This window comes from Flavobacterium lotistagni (assembly GCF_011392125.1).
Classification (GTDB): domain Bacteria; phylum Bacteroidota; class Bacteroidia; order Flavobacteriales; family Flavobacteriaceae; genus Flavobacterium; species Flavobacterium lotistagni.
The window spans coordinates 104,915-125,384 of sequence record NZ_JAAJBU010000010.1; the positions used below are offsets into that span (position 1 = coordinate 104,915).

At 43.9% G+C, this 20,470-nt stretch carries 17 protein-coding genes; 8 read left to right on the forward strand and 9 right to left on the reverse strand.

Annotation, left to right across the window (positions count from 1 at the left end; all coding sequences use genetic code 11):
* Positions 1-11: 11 nt before the first annotated feature.
* Positions 12-746, reverse strand: coding sequence for a lysophospholipid acyltransferase family protein (locus G4D82_RS11650; protein ID WP_166337455.1), 735 nt, complete (start codon positions 744-746; stop codon positions 12-14).
* A 459-nt stretch (positions 747-1,205) separates the two neighbouring features.
* On the opposite strand from G4D82_RS11650, the gene recA reads away from it, so the two are divergent.
* Positions 1,206-2,210, forward strand: a complete 1,005-nt coding sequence (gene recA, locus G4D82_RS11655) for a recombinase RecA (RefSeq protein WP_166337456.1) — start codon at positions 1,206-1,208, stop codon at positions 2,208-2,210.
* Between the two features lie 122 nt (positions 2,211-2,332).
* Here recA and G4D82_RS11660 read toward each other — a convergent pair whose 3' ends face one another.
* Positions 2,333-3,076 carry a lysophospholipid acyltransferase family protein gene (locus tag G4D82_RS11660; RefSeq protein WP_166337485.1) on the reverse strand — a complete coding sequence of 248 codons (744 nt, stop codon included), beginning with the start codon at positions 3,074-3,076 and terminating at the stop codon, positions 2,333-2,335.
* A 71-nt stretch (positions 3,077-3,147) separates the two neighbouring features.
* Here G4D82_RS11660 and trpS point away from each other — a divergent pair, with 71 nt between their 5' ends.
* Positions 3,148-4,128, forward strand: a complete 981-nt coding sequence (gene trpS / locus G4D82_RS11665; RefSeq protein ID WP_166337457.1) for a tryptophan--tRNA ligase — start codon at positions 3,148-3,150, stop codon at positions 4,126-4,128.
* On the opposite strand, the gene dprA is transcribed toward trpS, so the two are convergent.
* Entirely contained in the window at positions 4,125-5,219 is a 1,095-nt protein-coding gene (dprA, locus tag G4D82_RS11670; protein ID WP_166337458.1) for a DNA-processing protein DprA, read from the reverse strand. The two genes, trpS and dprA, sit on opposite strands and share 4 nt — an antisense overlap.
* Before the next feature lie 101 nt (positions 5,220-5,320).
* Between dprA and G4D82_RS11675 the strand changes: the two genes are divergently transcribed.
* Positions 5,321-6,286, forward strand: coding sequence for an HU domain-containing protein (locus tag G4D82_RS11675; RefSeq protein ID WP_166337459.1), 966 nt, complete (start codon positions 5,321-5,323; stop codon positions 6,284-6,286).
* Between the two features lie 62 nt (positions 6,287-6,348).
* Entirely contained in the window at positions 6,349-6,858 is a 510-nt protein-coding gene (locus G4D82_RS11680) for an acyl-CoA thioesterase (protein ID WP_166337460.1), read from the forward strand.
* Positions 6,859-6,879: 21 nt separating this feature from the next.
* On the opposite strand, the gene G4D82_RS11685 is transcribed toward G4D82_RS11680, so the two are convergent.
* The 6 genes from G4D82_RS11685 to G4D82_RS11710 form a co-directional block, all read right to left on the reverse strand.
* Positions 6,880-8,136: a T9SS type A sorting domain-containing protein gene (locus tag G4D82_RS11685; RefSeq protein ID WP_166337461.1), complete on the reverse strand. Its 1,257-nt coding sequence runs from the start codon at positions 8,134-8,136 to the stop codon at positions 6,880-6,882.
* A 3-nt stretch (positions 8,137-8,139) separates the two neighbouring features.
* The gene (locus G4D82_RS11690; RefSeq protein ID WP_166337462.1) at positions 8,140-9,405 is read right to left on the reverse strand and encodes a murein hydrolase activator EnvC family protein; all 1,266 of its coding nucleotides are present in this window, start codon (positions 9,403-9,405) and stop codon (positions 8,140-8,142) included.
* A gap of 10 nt (positions 9,406-9,415) precedes the next feature.
* Complete coding sequence (locus tag G4D82_RS11695) at positions 9,416-10,177, reverse strand: DUF4292 domain-containing protein (RefSeq protein WP_235924344.1); 762 nt, start codon at positions 10,175-10,177, stop codon at positions 9,416-9,418.
* A gap of 29 nt (positions 10,178-10,206) precedes the next feature.
* A complete protein-coding gene (locus G4D82_RS11700) occupies positions 10,207-11,550 on the reverse strand; it encodes a tetratricopeptide repeat protein (protein ID WP_166337464.1) in 1,344 nt (447 codons plus the stop codon).
* Between the two features lie 52 nt (positions 11,551-11,602).
* Complete coding sequence (locus G4D82_RS11705) at positions 11,603-12,613, reverse strand: sugar phosphate nucleotidyltransferase (protein WP_166337465.1); 1,011 nt, start codon at positions 12,611-12,613, stop codon at positions 11,603-11,605.
* 171 nt (positions 12,614-12,784) lie between these two features.
* Positions 12,785-14,200, reverse strand: coding sequence for a CotH kinase family protein (locus G4D82_RS11710; RefSeq protein WP_166337466.1), 1,416 nt, complete (start codon positions 14,198-14,200; stop codon positions 12,785-12,787).
* Between the two features lie 305 nt (positions 14,201-14,505).
* Here G4D82_RS11710 and G4D82_RS11715 point away from each other — a divergent pair, with 305 nt between their 5' ends.
* From G4D82_RS11715 to hydA, 4 genes are all read left to right on the forward strand, one after another.
* The gene (locus G4D82_RS11715; protein WP_166337467.1) at positions 14,506-15,963 is read left to right on the forward strand and encodes a CoA-acylating methylmalonate-semialdehyde dehydrogenase; all 1,458 of its coding nucleotides are present in this window, start codon (positions 14,506-14,508) and stop codon (positions 15,961-15,963) included.
* Positions 15,964-16,102: 139 nt separating this feature from the next.
* Positions 16,103-17,458, forward strand: coding sequence for an aminotransferase class III-fold pyridoxal phosphate-dependent enzyme (locus tag G4D82_RS11720; protein ID WP_166337468.1), 1,356 nt, complete (start codon positions 16,103-16,105; stop codon positions 17,456-17,458).
* An 11-nt stretch (positions 17,459-17,469) separates the two neighbouring features.
* Positions 17,470-18,936, forward strand: a complete 1,467-nt coding sequence (locus G4D82_RS11725) for an NCS1 family nucleobase:cation symporter-1 (RefSeq protein ID WP_207788166.1) — start codon at positions 17,470-17,472, stop codon at positions 18,934-18,936.
* 45 nt (positions 18,937-18,981) lie between these two features.
* Positions 18,982-20,364: a dihydropyrimidinase gene (gene hydA / locus G4D82_RS11730; RefSeq protein ID WP_166337469.1), complete on the forward strand. Its 1,383-nt coding sequence runs from the start codon at positions 18,982-18,984 to the stop codon at positions 20,362-20,364.
* Positions 20,365-20,470 lie beyond the last annotated feature (106 nt).

Consider the following 20,470-nt stretch of genomic DNA (forward strand, 5'->3'; position numbering starts at 1 on the left):
TTTTACTTTTTTTAAATTAGAATAGATTGCGTCACGGCTTGTTCTGTCTTTTTAAAGAGCGTCTCAAAGTCAACATCCTTGACCGCGAAAGGTTCGTGAATAGTGAACGTTAGCCGATTGCCCAAACCTAAGGGAAAAAATCCGAATTTCACCAATTTCCACGAATTATTGATGGTAATCGGGACGATATAAGCCGACGGTGCATATTTACATAAAATTTTCAGACCGCTTTGTGCAAATTCTTTTGGTTTTCCGGTTTTACTTCGGGTGCCTTCAGGGAAAATTACCGCTGAGCGTTGGTGTTTTTCGATATATTCCCCGAGTTGCTTAATGACCGGCAAGGCTTGTTTGGGGTCTTTTCGGTCGATGACCACCGATCCGCCGTGACGCAGGTTGTAAGAAACACTGGGAATGCCTTTAGCGAGTTCTATTTTGCTGACGAACTTAGGATGGAATCTTCTCAAAAACCAGATAATCCCGATGATATCAAAAAGGCTTTGGTGGTTGGCTACCACAATCAGCGGCTTATTCTCGGGAATCAGTTCGCGGTTTTCTACTTTGTAAGTGGTTCCCACAACATGGCCTATTCTGAGCAAAATGAAGTTCAGGTAGTCGACACTTTTTTTATGGGCTTGGTATCCGAAAACATTCAGACAAATCCATTGTATCGGATGAAAGACAATCAACGCCAGAAAAAACAGCACCACAGCGATGGCCGATATCGGATAGGAGAGAATTTTTTCCATAATTACAATTGTTTCAAAACAGGTCGCTGCCTTCGGAGGGCAAAAGTAATAAAATAATTTAATTGGCTGAACCAACGCTGTGCGGCCCAACTAAGCAGGTCAAGCGACTAATCGCCGGTGTAATTTTAACATATCGGGCAGAAAAACCGCAACAGATTGTCAAGTAAAGACGATAAGTTTGACTATACATTAACGCCAAACAGTTTTGAGTATTACATTTTAGGGCAAGCTACAAACAACCCAATTTTTCCTCCACTCCGATTTTTTCCAAGCCTTTATCCATTGGGTTGTTTTGCCCCAAAATTGCTCAGAAAGGGAATTCAAAAGAAGGCGTTTGTGGTATAAAAATTAAGAGATGCTGCCGTCAAAAATTGCTCATAACATTTTTAAAAGCGCCATCGTTGATGGGAAAAAAAGAATTATTTTTACGCACAACATAAATAGAAAAACCACGCAAAGATGAGTTCAGAAAAAGAGGCAAAATTAAAAGCGCTACAACTTACACTTGATAAATTAGACAAAACCTACGGTAAAGGCACCGTAATGAAAATGGGCGATAAAGCCGTTGAAGAAGTAGAAACTATTTCCTCAGGCTCGCTCGGTCTAGATTTGGCTTTGGGCGTCAACGGATATCCAAAGGGACGAATCATAGAGATTTACGGACCGGAATCTTCGGGTAAAACGACATTAACTCTACACGCAATCGCCGAAGCACAAAAAGCAGGAGGTATTGCCGCATTTATAGACGCTGAACATGCGTTTGACAGAAATTACGCAGAGAAACTCAACGTCGATATCGAAAACCTGATTATCTCACAACCGGACAACGGAGAACAAGCGCTGGAAATTGCCGAGAACTTGATTCGTTCCGGAGCGATTGATATTGTCGTAATTGACTCTGTGGCCGCCTTAACCCCGAAAAGTGAAATCGAGGGCGAAATGGGCGATTCGAAAATGGGATTGCACGCGAGGTTGATGTCGCAAGCTTTGAGAAAACTCACCGCCACGATCAGCAAAACCAATTGTACGGTGTTTTTCATCAACCAATTGCGCGAAAAAATAGGCGTGATGTTCGGAAACCCGGAAACCACAACCGGAGGAAATGCGCTCAAATTCTATGCGTCAGTGCGATTGGATATTCGCCGTTCTTCTCAGATTAAAGAAGGAGAAAACGTAATCGGAAACCGCACCAAGGTGAAAGTCGTCAAAAACAAAGTGGCGCCACCATTCAAAACTGCAGAGTTTGATATCATGTACGGTGAAGGTGTTTCTAAAACCGGAGAAATTCTAGACTTAGCGGTTGAATTCGAAATCATCAAAAAGTCAGGTTCTTGGTTCAGCTATGGTGATACCAAATTGGGACAAGGCCGTGATGCTGTGAAAGTACTTATTAAAGACAATCCGGAATTGGCTGATGAAATTGAGGCCAAAATCAAAGCGATGATCAAAGAAAATGAAGCATAAGTAGAACACGAATTTTGCTTCGGCAGTTTCGGCTAAAGCCTCGGGTCACTAATTGACACTTATTTACCGTTCTTAATTATTGAAATTTGCATTAATATAAGCCCGAATTCGTTCGGGTTTTTTTATGCTTTTGAAAGTTGGTTGAAAATGACTTCTCGCACCATTTCTTTGAGGTCTTTGATGTCTTTTTTATTCTCTGCGGTTTGGCCGGTAGTTGAAACCGATTGGTGAATGAAAACTCGCATCAATCCAGGGCTGCCGCTGAAAAAAGTATAGGAAAAACGTTTTTTATTGTCTGGGAAAGTCATGGGCAAAATCGGGATTTGGTGTTCGATGGCCAATCGGAATGCGCCGTCTTTGAACTCGTCGAGTAAAATCGATTCATCGGCCGGCACACCACCTTCGGGGAAAATACAAATACTCAAACCTTGACCCAACCTTTTCTCGGCGCGGTTGAATACTTCCATTCGGCTTTTTGGGCTGCTTCTATCGACTAAAATACAAGTGCGTTTGTAGAAAAATCCGAACAAAGGAATTTTGGCCAGTTCCTTTTTTCCCACAAAAACAAACGGATTTCGAACCACTGCAAGCATCAACATGATATCAGTCATCGAAGTATGGTTGGCCACGAACATATAGCTTTGGCTCGGATTGATTTCAGTTTCAGCCTCGATTTTATAGTAGAATCCGCAAGTAAACAAAATGAATTTCGCCCAAATTCTGGCCATCACAAAAAAGTACGGATACCAACTTTCCCTCAAGATAGAAAGCAACAACATCGGAAGCATCAACAAGATGGGAACGGCCATCATCAGGTAAAACCAAACGCGCCAAAGAATCCAAAAAATCGATTTGAGTAGTTTCATCTGCTCAAAAGTAAACATTTCCAACTTTCTTTTTTGAGCAAATCCGTTACCTTTGCGCAAATTTATCACACATGGCCAAAATACTTACAGGCATTCAAAGCACAGGCACGCCACATTTAGGGAATTTGCTCGGGGCGATTATTCCGGCAATCGAACTCTCTAACCGTCCGGAGAACGAGTCGTTTTTGTTTATCGCTGATTTGCATGCGGTAACTCAAATCAAAGACGGCAATCAACTCCGACAAAATGATTATAGTACCGCGGCGGCTTGGCTGGCTTGTGGTTTGAACACCGATAAAGTAATTTTCTACCGTCAGTCTGATGTGCCACAAACCGCTGAATTGTCTTGGTATTTGAGCTGTTTTTTTCCGTATCAGAGATTGACTTTGGCGCATTCATTTAAAGACAAAGCCGATCGTCTCGAAGATGTGAACGCGGGGCTTTTTACCTATCCGATGCTGATGGCTGCCGATATTTTATTGTATGACGCTGAATTTGTTCCGGTAGGCAAAGACCAATTGCAACACATCGAAATTACGCGCGATGTGGCTTCGAGGTTCAACTTTCAAATGGGTGAAACTTTCGTCTTGCCCGAAGCTAAAATCGATGAGCAAACCATGTATGTGCCGGGCACCAATGGCGGAAAAATGAGCAAATCGGCCAATAACATTATCAATATTTTCCTAGACGACAAAGCGCTGCGCAAACAAGTCATGTCGATAGAAACCGATAGCACGCCACTCGAAGAGCCCAAAGACACCGAGACTTGTAAAATCTTTGCGATCTATAAGTTGTTGGCTTCTGAAGAACAAATTGCTGCAATGCGAACGAATTACGCCAATGCTAATCGCGATTTCGGCTACGGACACGCCAAACAAGCTTTGTTTGAACTCATTTTGGAACGCTTCAAAACCGAGCGCGAAACATATAATCATTATATGAGCAACTTGCCTGAAATTGAAGCCGCGCTAATGAAAGGTGCCGCCAAAGCACAAACCGTAGCCAATGGCGTACTGAGCCGTGTTCGCGAAAAGTTGGGCTTTCGCGGTTAAATCGCTTCGAAATATTTTCCGGGTAAAGGCCGAATTAAGCCTTTGAGTTCCATGTTGAGTAAAAGCCCCGAAACCTTGAAAATCGGCAGCTCACATTCAATGGCAATCAAGTCGAGTAGTTCTTTTCCATTTTTGAGTAGGAAGTCATAGATTTTTTGTTCTTCATGATTCATGTCGATGAACAGCCGTTGTTGGATGGCTTTGGGCTTCAGGTCCCAATTCAAATGATAGATTAAATCGGCAGCATCGGTAATAAGCTGTGCTTTTTGGGTTTTGATTAGATTGTTGCAACCTTGACTGTATTTGTCTGATGCTCTTCCAGGCACTGCAAATACTTCACGATGGTAACCGTTGGCCATATTAGCAGTAATTAGCGAACCGCCTTTATCGGCAGATTCAATGACGATGGTAGCCTCAGAAATTCCGGCGACGATGCGGTTGCGTCGGATAAAATTCTCGCGTTCGGGGCTGGAAGTGCTCCAGAATTCGGTCATTAAACCACCATTTTTCAGGATTCTCGGAACATACTTTTGATGGGCTTTGGGATAGATTTGATTTAGTCCGTGGGCTAAAATACCGATGGTTTGCAAGCCATTATCGACTGCTGCTTGATGGGCGGCAATGTCCACACCATAAGCAAAACCGCTAACAATTATTGGGTCTAAAGGAGCCAAATCTGCAATGAGGTTTCGACAAAAATCTTGACCGTAAGCGGTAATTTGCCTTGTACCGACAATGCTGATAATTTTGCGGTGGTTCAAATCGATGTTCCCTAACGAGAATAACAAAACCGGACCATCAGAACAATGTTTTAAATTCGCAGGATAATCTGCATCGAGATGATAAGCAACTTTCAGGTTTTGTTGCTCAATGAAGCGCAATTCTGCTTCTGCTTTGGCGAAAGTGCTTTTGTCTTTGAGGTTTCTTAGCACATAATCTCCGACACCTGAAATGGCTCTAAGTTCAGAAATTTTCGACTTAAAAATCAAAGCCGCATCGGGGAAATGATGGAGTAATTTTTTGGCGGTTACATCGCCTACGCCTTCCACTTTGAGCAAGGCTAATACGTAAAATAAATCTTCGTGGCGCATACAAATAGTTTGAATATTGAAAGTATGAAATTTATCGGGATTGTTAATAAAAATTGTGAATAAAATTTTGCCGGCACTCCTCATTGTATAACTTTGCCACTATGAAAATTGAGCATTATATCTCCCAACTATTATATCGTCACCAGTGTGTTACTGTGCCAGGTTTCGGTGCTTTCTTGACTGAAATTCAATCTGCGCATTTACACGAGAATACCAATTCGTTTTATCCGCCTAAGAAAGTGATTTCGTTCAATGCCAACCTCAAAAACAACGACGGTTTATTGGCCAATCATATTGCTCAAATTGAAAAAACAACTTACGAAAAAGCAGTAGCTTCAATAGAAAGTGAAGTAGTCATCTGGAATTCCATCTTGCAAGTCAACGAGAAATTCACCCTCAAAAATATTGGCGAATTGTTCCTTAATGCAGAGAAGAATTTGGTTTTCACCCCGTCGGAAAATATCAACTACCTCAAAGAATCGTTTGGTTTAAATTCTTTTGTTTCGCCAATCATCAAACGCGAGCAATTCAAACAAGAAGCAGAACATTTCTATAAAGAAGAAGTCGAGCAAACGATAATCACGCCAGAAAAAGAACCGATTGCACTGCAACCAGAAACCAGAAAAAGCCGTTCCTACCTCAAATATGCAGCGATTTTGGTTTTGGCTTTGTCTGTTACAGGAATGGTGGGTTATCAACTTTACCAAAACCAAGTTGAAAGCGAAACATTAATCGTTGAAACGGCCGTACAAAAGCAAGTTCAAAATAAAATTCAAGAAGCTACTTTTATGATTGAGAATCCGGTGCCGTCAGTGACTTTGACCGTGAAAGCCGAGAAATTATCCTATCATATTGTAGCCGGTGCGTTCAGAAATGAAGAAAACGCCCAAAACGTTTATAAAGATTTACTCAAATCCGGTTACAAAGCCCGCCGCATTCAACCCAACAAGCATGGTTTGTTTCCCGTTTTATATGGCAGTTATGCTACACTTGCCCAAGCACAGGAGGCGATGGTCAAAATCCACCAGACCAATCCCGAAGCTTGGCTGCTAGTCAAATCACTTTAAAAATATAATCCCGTTTGAAGCGGGATTTTTTGTGTTTGCTGAGTATCTTTGCAAAAAAAACGATGCAGCCAAAAACCCCTTCAGAGTCTTTAACGGTCATGACCGATCTTGTTTTGCCCAGCGAAACCAACCCACTGAATAATCTTTTCGGAGGTGAATTGCTCGCCCGTATGGACAGAGCTGCAAGTATTGCCGCTAGAAGACACAGTCGTAGAATTACCGTAACCGCCTCAGTGAATCACGTAGCTTTTAACCGAGCTATTCCACTAGGAAGTGTTGTAACGGTTGAGGCCAAAGTGTCGCGTAGTTTTAAAAGTTCAATGGAAATTTTTATTGATGTTTGGGTGGAAGACCGCGAATCGGGTATGCGCACCAAAGCCAACGAAGCCATTTATACCTTTGTGGCCGTGGATGAAATGGGAAGACCAGTAGAGGTGCCGCCAGTAGTTCCTGAAACAGAATTAGAAAAAGAGCGTTTCGTTGCCGCATTGCGCAGAAAACAACTCAGCTTGGTCTTGGCCGGAAAAATGAAACCTATCGAAGCAACGGAACTCAAAGCTTTGTTTGAGTAAAAGCAAAGTCTAGCAAGACGATTATTTTTTTAGAAATTTCAACTTTTGAATGACTCCGTTTATTTTGAGCTCAACAATGTAAAGCCCTGTTTTCAAATCTGAAACTGATAACCTGATTGATTTTCGAGCAGCGGTATCTTCTTTTGCACTCCATACTACTTGACCTAAAGTATTGATGATGTTGTAATTTCCATCCCAATTTCCATTAAAAGAAACATCAATAAAATCACTAGCCGGATTGGGATAGATTTGGGCGTTATTCTTAAAATCAAAGGAATCGTTACTCAAAAAAGGCGCAGTAATTACATTTGATTCTGCTACGCAATTGTTTTTTGTGACCACACAGTAATAATCACCTTGAACACTTGGTACATACGTTTGCTGGGTAGCACCAACAATTGGATCGCCATCGAGATACCACTGATAAGTATCAAAAACTTCGGTAGTGGTTAGCGTCACATTTCCATAAACGATGGTCGCAGTCGGGAGTACGACATTGGTCAGTGTAATGGTGTTGTTGGCGTTGGTATTGCCGATGATGTCAGCCGTCACATCCATGCGAGTATCCAAATCGGCGGGGCTACTCAAAGCCGTAGGCAGTACTATATGAGTTCCGGTGAGTGATGCGTCAAATCGATTCAGACGGTTATTGCCCCATGAAGAAACATAGTAATTTCCGCAACGATCTCGCGTAATTCCGTCGCAATTGCTCAGTGTAGTGGCTAAAACAGTTGAAACAGCATTGGTAGTTAAATCAATCGCCATTATAGGCGCGTTACTGCCCCAAGTTACGAATACACAGCGGTTGTTTTCTCCATCGTAGAGAATTCCGTTGGGCGTTTTGGCCAGTCCTGAAGCCATTGTAGTAAAGGAAACCGAAGCCACATCAATCTTGAAAATTTTCTTGGCGGTAAAATCAGTCGCATATAAAAAATTGTTGCCGTCTGAAGTGAGCCCATTGAGAAAAGTCGCGTTGAGGTTGAGTGTGAAAACCGTAGCTCCAGTAGTGAGCAAATAACCTCGGATGAATCCGCCTTCGCAAGTATAGAGCACATCGCCCAAGATTTCAATACCGTATGGTCCAGAGCCGATGCCAGTAACAAAATTACTCAAAACCCCATTTTCATTTCGTGCCAGTACGGTTCCATTGCCTTTGTTTCCGATGAGCCAGCGGGTATTATCTTGATCCCATTCGATGCTTTCTGGGCCGTTAAGGGTTTGGGAAAAGACTAAAATACTTTGCAAAAAACAGCAAATCAGGAATGTCGTTTTTTTCATCGGTTACATATTAAATAGCCAACTGGCCGGATTGTTATAGGTGGTGTTCTGGGATAGGGTGAATTTTAAAACCGTTTTTCCGGTGTCGCCATTGGTTCTGATGCGGCCGATATTCTGCTTGGTCGAAACCTTGTCGCCTTTGTTGACGCTCACGCTGCTCAGGTTTTGATAGACCGTGAAATAATCTCCATGTTGAATCATGACCGCTTTATTGACTGGGGAAAGCACCATCACACTGATGACTTCTCCGCCAAATACTGCACGGGCATTCGCGCCTTGGTCTGTAGTGATTTCAACGCCGCTGTTGTGCACGATAAGGGTTTTGTAAATAGGATGGGGTTGGTCACCGTAGGGCAATGACACGAATCCTTTTTCGACCGGCCAAGGTAATTTTCCTTTGTTGGCTCTGAAATTATTGGCGATAAGTTGCCCTTCAGAAGTCAAGACGATTTTTGTAGAGGTTTCAGTAGCTTTAGTTTCGGCAGCCGTGGTGGTTTTAGGATTGGCTTTGGCGACAGCGCTGGCCGTCTTTTTGTTGGCGGCAGCAATTGCAGCCCGTAGCAATTTTTGAATCTGATTGTCGATGTTGCGGGTTTCTTGCTGTTTTTTCTTGATCTCGGCAACGATTTGCTTTTTGTCTTTTTTAATGGCGCGTTGTAATTCTTGTTGTGCGATTTTTTCTCGTTCAAGCTCGCGACGTTCTTTTTCGTTTTCTTCAATAAGCTTTTCTTTTTCTTTTTTCTGGACACCGATTTTTTGGTTGTAAGTTTCCAGTTCAATAGATTTTGCCTGAATTTCTTCGCCTTGTATCTTGCGGTAACTTGCGTATTGCTTCATGTATTGCGCACGTTTATAGGCTTGTAGAAAGTTTTGTGAGGAAAGCAAAAACATGGCCCGACTTTGTTCAGAACGGCTTTTGTAGGATTTCAAGATCATCTCGGCGTAATCTTCCTTAAGGGTTACGAGTTCTTTTTTGAGCCGGTTGATGTTGATCTGGTTGATATACATATCGTTGTTGAGCAACTTGGTCTGTTTCTCGGTCGTGTTGATGAGTTTTTGCTTGAGCTGTATTTTCTCGGTTTGAACTTTCAGCACGCCGGCAACGGTTTTCTCTTTCGATTGTACGCTTTCGAGTTGGTTCTGTTTTTCCTGAATCTCGCGCAGGATTTGAGCTTTGCGCTGTTCGAGTTTTTCCTTTTGGCTAGCGGGTTGGCTCCACACGGCAAGGCTCATCAGTAGCAATAAAAAACTAAAAATGCGTTGGGTCATTGTTTTGGTTTTAAGGCTCATTAATAAATATTCTTTCATATCCTTCGGGAACGCTATAAGGGAACGACAAATCTTCATCTACCGAAACCGCTTTGTAATCGACCTCAATTGTCACTTTTCCTTTGGGTTGCTGCGCATCAATGAAAATCGCCGTGGGCAAATCGATTGGGTTGAATTGGCTGTAGTTCGGATAAACAATCTGTACCGAACGGCCTTGTGTTTCTTGAGAGATGATTTGTTTTTTGACCATGGATTTTCCCGACTCAAAGTAATAAGTTTTCGAAGTGCCGTTGGAAGCATTGTCAATGAGCTTGTACAAAGTTTCTTCGATGGATGATGTAAAACTGCCCTGACGAAGATCGTCAATTGCTTGCCCAATGAGTAGATTTTGCATTTTACTAAAATCCAGATCAGTGCCTAACCAGCGGCTCAATAGCGAGTAATCACCTTCAAAATACTGCCCGTTGATTTTCTCATAGTATTTTACTTCTGCAGGAGTAATGAGCGCTTTGGCCATAGTAATACCAAGTACTCGAATACTAATTAGAATCGTTTGGTCTTTTTTGATTTTAATTTCGGCATTTACATTTTGGCTCCGGTTTTCATCTTGGTAATGCGCATCGGCTTTGATGTAAAGTGTCTTAAAATTTTTGTTATTCAGATAGTGTTGGGCAATAATCGAATCGGCGCCCATCGTTTCTTTAGCCTTACCTTCTTTAACGACGGCTGCTTTTGATTTACACGAAACCATGACCAACTGCAGTAGTGCCATCGCGAACAATATTTTGACAGAGCAACGCATTATGATTTTTTCCCTTTTAATAATTTCTCAGCTTTGAGAAAATAACTCTCCTTTTTCTTGAGATCACCCAAACCGGCGGCAGCTTCACCCAATTGAATGTTGAAATTGACCTCCAGCGCCAGATCATCCACCAAATAATCCAAGCCCATTTCTAAAAACTCTTTGGCTTTTTTATAATTTTTGAGCTGATTGTAGCCCAAGCCGGCATAATAATACAGTTGCGGTTGCGACGGGTAAAGTTCCACCCAATCGGTTGCTTTCTTCGCCAAAACATCGAATTGCTGGTTTTCGGTATACGCCTGCAGTTGCAACACTATGGTTTCCATATCTTCCGGATGCGACTTCAATTGCAAATCGTAGTATTTCAAGGCATTGTTCCAGTTTTTTTTGTTGTGGTAGAATTTGCCGATTTCCTTGGCCACTTGTACTTGTTTGTCATCGGCAAAATACGAAATGGCTTTCTCCAAGTCAGCGTCATACTCGGGTTTGTCTTTAACGAAAATCAAGAACTCGTTGAGCATGCGGTGTTTGATTTTGTTGTCGATTTTCGGGCTTTGAAACACCTTGTTCATCGCAGCCACGGCATTTTTTCCGTCGTTGTTGTTTAGGTGGAATTTAAACAAACTCACCTGCGCCCAATCTGAAGTTGGAATTTCTCTCTGGAGCTGCTCGGCAATTTCCATGGCTTTTTCTTCCTGATTGCTTTCTGAGTACAAGAAAATCAGTGCGATATAATTCGACTCTTCTTTTGGGTATTTCTTGATTTGCTCCAGCAGGTTGTCTTTTTCCGAAGTTTGGTATTGGGCCACGCTGAGGATTTGTCGTTTGTAATTCTCTCGCATTTCAGTAGTTCCGACTTTGCTGTTGAGCTCATTAATCAAGTCGAGCGCTTTGTCGAATTGTTGGGTGTTCATGTAAAGCGACACCAAATCTTCTTTATAGTCTTTTTTGAATTCGATTAGCTTATTGACGATGATGATGGCTTGGTTGTAATCTTTGGTTTCGTAACAAACATCGTACATTCCGACCCAACACCACATGTTCTTCGGGTCAATTTTACTGGCTTTCTCGAAAGAAACGTAGGCTTCTTTATATTTTTTTTGCGGCAAATAATTCTTGCCCATTTCGAAGTAAACCACGGCGTTATCCGGTTGCAATTTTTGGCATTTTTCCAGTGCCGTGACGGCCCGGTCATAATTCTCGATGCCTTTCTGCAACAACGATTCGTAAAAGGCATTTTGAAACTGGTCATCGGCAAGCCCAATCGCGTCAGGTTCTGCCTGTGCGAAAACGGCTAAAGGAAATAAAATCACCATTGAGAAGGCTAACCAGCTTTTTTTCATACCAACAGATAACGCTATTTGTTACAGATTAGTTGTCTATGGCCGCAAATCATTATTCCAAAACAGAATAATCCCCGATACTGATGCTGGTAAAATTACCGTCAAAGCTGGCGTGGCTACCAATCATGGCATTGTCCAGCTTCGCATTTTTGATGTGCGAATGCGTTTGTATCAAGCTGTTTTTAATTGTTGAATCAATCACGTGGCAGGCTTTTCCGAGCGATACATTCGGGCCTACAGTAGCATTGATTAAAATCGCGTCTTCGCCAATAAAACAAGGCGGAATAATTTTAGCATTTTCCATTTTTACGGACGGATGCACTAAGTTTTCCCCATCTTGATGCAAGAAATCCAACATTCTCGAATTGGTTTCGACCGTTACGTTTTTGTTGCCACAGTCCATCCACTCGTCTACTTTTCCGGGAACGAATTTCAAGCCTTTGACTTTCATATTCTCGAGGCCGTCAGTGAGTTGGTATTCGCCGCCTTTGACGATATTGTTGTCTAACAAATACTGCAATTCTGCGCGTAGGGTTTCGCCCGATTTGAAATAGTAAATTCCGATAATTGCCAAATCGGAAACAAAATCTTTGGGTTTCTCAACGAAATCCACAATTTGGTTGTTTTCATTGAGTTGCACTACGCCAAAAGCACTCGGGTCTTCGACTTGTTTCACCCAAATCACGCTGTCTGCAGTAGTGTCTAGTGTAAAATCAGCGCGGAACAAGGTATCGGCATAAGCCACTACGATTGGTCCGGTCATGGACTCTTTGGCACACATAATCGCATGTGCAGTTCCCAAAGCTTCGTTTTGATAGTAAATCTTGCCTTTCGAACCTAGTTTTTCTGCGATGGCAATCAAGTCTTTTTCAACGGCTGCACCAAAGTCTTTATGAATGATAAATGCGATTTCTTCTATGTCTTGGTTGATGACTCCGGCGATGTCTTCCACTAGGCGGTGAACAATCGGTTTTCCGGCAATCGGGATGAGTGGTTTCGGAACGGTAAGCGTGTGCGGCCTTAGTCTGGAGCCACGTCCGGCCATAGGTACAATTATTTTCATGTGTATCGATTTTGCCGCAAAGTTCGCAAAGTTTTTGACAAACTTCACCATGTTTGGGATTTGTTTTTACAGGGTTATTAACCAAATTTCAAGACAAATGGATCCAATAAAAACAAAGGAAAAGTAAAAATGAATGAGGTAATAGCTTTACGAAATCTGAAACCTTATGGCTTACCAAGGAATGCTACTGCTTCTACTTGTGAAAAAATTAGCTGGTCCGTTGCTGCCGCCGGAACTGTTGCCTGAAGTCAAACGATAATTGGGTTGATTGCCCCATGAAGCAGGGCGGTCTTCGATGAGCATGTCTTCACCGGTATCGTTGGCGATGTAAGGCGCGATTCTATTTTGCCACGCCTGAATTCGCGGAAGACTTCGAATCGAATGGAAGTAATTGTTGGTAATGCTGGTGAGTTCCCGAATGTAATTCTTGTACATCGTCTGGTATTGTGGAATCGCGAGGATTTTAGTAATCAGCGGACGCTGTGTCATATTGCCCCAACTGAGTGGATTTTGTGTGCCGGCATTGGCAATGATTTGTGAAGTGCCTAAAGTATTGTCGTAATCATAAGGAATGAAATATGCCTTACCATTAGGGGCGAAATAAAAATAAAAATTATTGCCGTTGACCCAATAATCGTCCCACATGCCGACCACTACATTCACAGCATAAGTTCTCAAAAATAGTGGAACGTCCATCTTTTGTTCAATCCAATTCTGGAAGACAGTACCTGTTTTTGAATTTAGATCGGCGATGAATTGAAGCAACTCAGTTTTCGCAGCAGGCAGTTCATCTTGTCTGGTTTTCAAATCGTAGGCATAATACACCGAAAGCGCAGGGTTGATGTTCACATCTTCCACACCAATGCTGGCTGTGGATACAAAATTGGCATTGTTCGAACCGCTCCAACCACCTTTCCATAAAAATCCTACACCATTGCCCCACTGAGATTGTTTTTTGGCAATATAAACTTCGTCTATGTTTTCAATCATTGCATAAACCCCAAAATAAGCAGGTGTCGCATCGCCTTCCACTTTAATAGTTAGCCTGCAATAGGAAGCTTTGGGCGCCATCCAACAACCGAAACGGTTAAAAAGGTCATAGCAGTAAATTTCACGAACATACGAAGCATCATCTTTAGCCCATTTTAAATTGAGTTTGTCCAGCCCTTTGAATCGTTGCGCATCGATATATTTAGAAAAGTCAAGCCCGAAATGACTGTGGTGCCAATCTGGGTTTTGCGGGTTGTGCAATTGGCCTGTATATCCTTCTGGTCGGCGTCTGCTCGTGTTGCCTTTGAGGCGGAAACCCACGCTGTCTAAAACAATGTTTCTGCCGTTGTTGGAGAAAATAAAACGCGAAACCACTTTTTTATCGTTGGCTGGGTTCAAGTCGTAGTTGGTCAGGATTTTATTCCATTGTTCGAGTTTGAATTCCATTGTGATGCTAGGCAAATCATTCAAGTTGAAAATCTCTGCTTCGCCAATCGGAATCGACGGCCGGTTGCTGGGCTGGTCTTGCTGTGCCTGATCCGTATCGGAACAACACCAAAAAAAGAACATTAAAAGCAGCAAGAGAATTTTTTTCATAGCACGATTTTCTGACAAAAGAAGCCCAAAGGTACTACAATCTGAAATGCGTCAGAAGAAATTAACACGATGGTCAAACATTTTTAGTTGAATGTTGTTTTTATCTACATTGAAATGAAAATATTGTCATAATTGCTTCATTTTAAAAGGAATAAATCAAAGTTGCCGGAAGTTGCAGATGGCAACTAGGTCTGTTGCCTTGAAATAGCACATTGTTAAAATTGTCAACTATTTATTTCGGTGAGTTGTATGTTAAGAAATTGTTATTATTTTTATTAATTATTTGTATAAAAATTAGAAACTAAATGAAATACCCAGCAATTCAGAATTACATCAACGGAAGGTTTGTTTCTGTCACTACTTCAAAAACCATGAATGTCGTTTCTCCTTTAGACGGCAACTTACTGTCAACCGTTCCAATGTCGTCAGGAAAAGACCTCGACGACGCCGTAAAAGCCGCACAAGCTGCGTTTCCCGCCTGGAGCAAAACCCCAATCAAAGAAAGAGTACAAGTATTTTTCCGATATAAATTCCTGCTAGAAAAACACCTCAAAGAACTCGCCGAACTCTGTAGCGAAGAAAACGGCAAAACCTACGGCGAATCAGTAGCCGAAATCGAAAAATGCATAGAACTCACTGAATTTGCCACATCATTACCGCAGCTCGTTCAAGGCGAATTACTTGAAGTCAGCAAAGGCGTAGAATGCCGCACCGAACATGCACCGCTGGGCGTGGTAGCCTCAATTGTACCGTTCAATTTTCCAGCAATGGTTCCGAACTGGACCATTCCCAATGCGATTGCACTGGGCAACTGCATGATCATCAAACCTTCCGAAAAAGTGCCATTGAGCTGCGGAAAAATAGCCGAACTATTAAAAGAAGCCGGACTTCCCGACGGCGTGTTCAATGTCGTGCACGGCGATGTCGAAATCGTCAATGCCATTTGCGACCATCCGGATATCGAAGCCGTTTCGTTTGTCGGCTCGACCAAAGTGGCCAAAATCGTTTACCAAAGAGCGACTTCCAATTACAAAAGATGTTTGTCCTTAGGCGGTGCGAAAAACCACCTGATGGTGTTGCCCGATGCGATTCCCGATATGACCGCGCAGAATGTAGCCGCCTCGATGTCGGGTTGTGCAGGCCAGCGTTGTATGGCTGCTTCGGCGATGGTTGGTGTCGGAAACATCGACCACATCGTAGCCAAAATCTGCGACGAAGCCCGCAAAATTGTTCCCGGTGAAAACCTCGGAGCTGTCATTAATAAAGAATCGCAGGAGCGTATTGAAAGCTACATCACCCAAGCCGAAAAAGACGGCGCTAAAATATTGGTCGACGGCCGCAACGCCAAAGTAGCCGGTAAAGAAAATGGAACCTATGTAGGCCCAACGGTCATCGATTATGTCACTCCTAATATGAGTGTGGCGCGAGAAGAAATCTTCGGGCCGGTCATTTCGATCATGAGAACCAACACTGTTGACGAAGCCTTAGCCATCGAAAACGCCAACCCTTACGGAAATGCCGCGAGCGTCTTCACCCAAAACGGAGGCATGGCGCGCTACATCATCGAGAAGGCCAGCGCAGGAATGATTGGTGTCAACGTCGGGGTTCCGGTACCGCGCGAGCCGTTCAGTTTCGGCGGCTGGAACGAAAGCAAATTCGGCGTGGGCGACATCACCGGCAAAAGCTCAATCGAATTCTGGACCAAGCTCAAGAAATCCACGATCAAATGGAACGCGGAGGCCGGCGTGAACTGGATGAGCTAGATATCAATAATCAGGTTTTTCAGGAGCTGATCCCGCTTTACGCTGCAATTTTTTATGCCGAACACCGGCACAAAAAGATTTCCACTGCAATCGGGGCTAGGGCTACCTGCGAACCCATCAACATCAAATAAAAAAAGAAATGATTACCAAAGAAGCAACCATGACCAAGGAAGAAATCATTAAAGACAGCAAAGACTACAGCCTATTTTCGTGGTCGGCGCAAGCCAGTGTCAACCCCATCGCAATAGAACGTGCCGAGGGCGTTTACCTATATGAATACGGCGGCAAAAGGATTATCGATTTTTCCTCAGGTCTGATGTCGGTCAACATTGGCCATGGCGACCAGCGTGTCACCGCAGCAGTTGTAGAACAAATGGAAAAGGTAAGTTTCGTTACACCAAGTTGTACCACGGAAGTCCGCGCCAAACTGTCCAAGAAACTAGCAGAAATCTGCCCCGGCGATTTGAATAAAGCCTTCTACACTTTATGCGGCACTTCTTCCATCGACAACGCCATCAAACTGGCCAGACTTTATACCGGAAGACATAAAATCATTGGGCGTTACCGCGCTTTCCACGGCGGCTCCATCGGCGGAATGACCGTCGGCGGCGACCCGAGAAAACTCGCCAACGATTCCCAGCAAATGCCCAACGCGGTGCACCTGGACGATCCGTATTACTTCTTCGGCATGAAAAATTTGGATGAAGCCACCAAACTTCAATTGAGTTTGGAATATGTCGAGCGCGTGATCCATCTCGAAGGCAAAACCAATATAGCAGCGTTCATTTTTGAAGGCGAAAGCGGTTCTTCGGGCTGTTTGCATTATCCGAAAGGCTACCTCCAAGGCGTGAAAGCGTTGTGCGAAAAATACGGAATCCTGTTCGTAGCCGATGAGGTCATGAGCGGTTTCGGGCGCACCGGCAAATGGTTCGGATTTGAAAACCACGGCATCATCCCCGATATGATTTGCATGGCCAAAGGTTTGACTGCCTCTTATCTTCCGTTAGGTTGCTTGATGGTGTCCGACAAAATCGCCGAGAAATTCGAAAACACACCGATGATGATCGGCCTTACCTATAACGGGCATCCGGTTTCACTAGCGGCAGCTTTGGCAGTCATCAACATCTACGAAACCGACCGCCTGATCGAGAACACCCGCGAAATGGGCGCGTACCTAGAATCGAGGATTGAAGCCATGAGAGCGGAGCATCCAAGTATGGGAACCTTCCGCAACACCGGGCTTTTGGGTTGTCTCGACGTGTTGAAAAACAAGGCGACCGGCGAACTCATCGCGCCTTATAACGCAGCCGGAGACGATTTGAAAATCACGAATCAGATCGCAGCGAAAATCCGCGAACTCGGCATGTACACATTCGTGCGGTGGGGGTATATTTTCATCGCGCCACCGCTTACGGTGACCAAAGACCAAATCGATGAAGGTTTGGCCATTATCAGCGAAGCTTTAAAAATTTCCGACGCCGCATTGGTCTCATAAATCCAAAAACTTTGACAGAACAAAACCTAAATACAAATTCTGCTTTGTATAGCGAAGACTTGGCCCCGGTTGCGAGCGAGAATCGCAGCTGGACGACCTGGAATTACGCCGCACTTTGGATCAGCATGAGCCTTTGCATTCCTACCTATATGTTGTCGAGTTCTCTGATTGAAGGCGGCATGAATTGGTGGCAAGCGATACTTACCATCTTTTTAGGAAATACTATCGTCCTGATTCCGATGATCTTGAATGGACACGCCGGAGCCAAATATGGGATTCCGTTTCCGGTGTTTGCCCGAGCGAGTTTCGGCACCAAAGGCGCTAATATTCCGGCATTGCTTCGGGCGATTGTAGCCTGCGGTTGGTTCGGTATCCAAACCTGGATTGGCGGATTTGCCCTATACCAAATGATGCGTTTGTGGATTCCGGCACTGGAAACGATGCCGCAGATTTTTCCGGATTCCTGGGGTTTACAAACCGGCCCGGCGATTTGCTTTTTAGTGTTTTGGTTGCTCAATATGTATGTGGTTTACTTGGGTGTAGACAGCATTCGGAAATTACTCGTCTTCAAAGCGATTTTCTTACCCGTAGCAGCGCTCGCTCTATTATTGTGGGCACTCAACGCCGCGCACGGTTTAGGACCGATTTTGGCCACGCCATCGAAGTTCGCTAACACGACCGATTTTTTCCATTTCTTCTTTCCGGCACTGACGGGAATGGTGGGTTTCTGGGCAACATTGTCCTTAAATATTCCAGATTTTACGCGGTATGCGACTTCGCAAAAAGCACAAATCAAAGGGCAAATGTATGGGCTTCCGACCTCGATGACGATGTTTGCTTTCGTCGGTGTAGTGGTGACTTCAGCTACCACAATTGTTTTCGGAACCACCATTTGGGATCCGGTGATTTTAGCCGGAAAATTCGACAGCAAATTACTGGTCAGTGTAGCGATGATTGCCGTAGCAATTTCAACCTTAGCAACCAATATTGCCGCGAATATCGTCAGCCCGGCGAACGACTTTGCGAATTTAGCACCGTCCAAAATCGATTTCCGAAAAGGCGGTTATATCACCGGAATTATCGGGATTTTAATTTTCCCATGGAAACTCATAGCAGATCCAACCGGTTATATTTTCACTTGGTTAGTAGGTTATTCCAGCTTGCTCGGACCGGTCGGCGGGATTATGATTGTAGATTATTATTTCATCCGCAAACAAACTTTACAACTTGAAGATTTATACAACACCAAAGGCATCTACAGCTTTTCAAACGGGTTCAACACCAGCGCTATTCTCGCTTTGTTGATAGGAATCGCTCCCAATGTGCCCGGCTTTTTAACGACCATCAAAGCCGTGAGCACCGAAGCTTTTCCGCAATGGGTCACCGGATTGTACAATTACGCCTGGTTCGTCGGATTCATCCTTAGCGGGCTGGTTTATTGGATTTTAATGAAAAATAGAACTACATTATGTGAGTAGCCTCAGCCGCTCAGGCACTAAGGCACTCAGCAACTTAAAAAAAGCATGAGTATACTAATCAAAAACGGAAGAATCATCACCGCGACCGACGATTATCACGCGGATATTTTCATCGAAGGCGAAACCATTTCGGCCATCGGTAAGAACTTAAATGTGCAAGCCGATGAGGTTATCGACGCAACCGGAAAACTCGTGATGCCCGGCGGAATTGACCCGCACGTGCACCTCGATATGCCGTTCATGGGCACGTATAGCAGCGACAATTACGAAACCGGAACCCGCGCGGCGCTCTTTGGCGGAACCACTATGGTCATCGATTTCATCCTGCAAACCCAAGGCAAAAGCTTGCAATCGGCACTACAGGAATGGAAAGGCCGAAGCGACAATAATGCCGTGGGCGATTACAGTTTCCACATGGCGGTGACCGATTTTAACGAAGAGACGAAAAAGGAAATCCAGCATTTTATCGAAGTCGAAGGCATTACTTCTTTCAAAACTTTTATGGCCTACAAAGGCGCCCTGATGATCGACGACCGCCAAATGGTAGGCTTGATGCAGGAAGTCAAAAAACATGGCGGGCTGATTAATGTGCACGCGACCAATGGTGATATGATTGATTTTTTGATCGCCAAACACAAATCCGAAGGCAAGACTGCACCACTATATCATTATTTATCGCAACCCGAAGTCACCGAAGCAGAAGCCAGCAGCCGCTTTGCCGACATGGCCGATTATACAGGCTGTCCGGGTTATATCGTCCACCTGACTTGCGAAGGCGCGCTCAATGCGGTCAGGTTTGCCACCAGAAGGAACCAGCACGTTTTTGTGGAAACCTGTATCCAATATTTGGTTTTGGACGCTTCCCTTTATGAGCAGAATTTCGAAGGTGCCAAATGGGTGATGTCTCCGCCGCTGCGTGAAAAGAAAGATCAGGAAACGCTTTGGGCCGGACTCAATCAAGGTTTGGTAAATGTAGTTGCGACCGACCATTGCCCGTTTATGTGGGAGCAGAAACTCATGGGCAAGGACGATTTCTCGAAAATCCCGAACGGGCATCCAGCGATTGAAAACCGAATGGAATTGCTCTTCAGCGAAGGTGTCAACAAAGGCAAAATCACGTTGAATAAGTACGTGGAAGTCGCTTCCACCAACGCAGCGAAAATCTTCGGTATGTTTCCCAAAAAAGGAACGATTGCGATTGGCAGCGATGCAGACATTATCGTATTAGACCCGAACGAAAAACACACGCTTTCGGCTAAAACCCACCACATGAATGTCGATTACAGCGGTTATGAAGGCTGGGAACTCACCGGAAAAGTGAAAACGGTGCTGCTGCGCGGCAAAGTCGTGATTGACAACAACGAATGTAAAGTTTCCAAAGGTTACGGGAAATTCATCAAGCGAAATAAAGTAGACGGAAAGATTTAATTAGGTTGAATTTAAATGTTGACCCGAGGCGCAGCCGAACTGTATGGAGCGCAGCGGAATAAATGCTAAATGAAAAGCAAACATTCAACATTCATCACTCAGCATT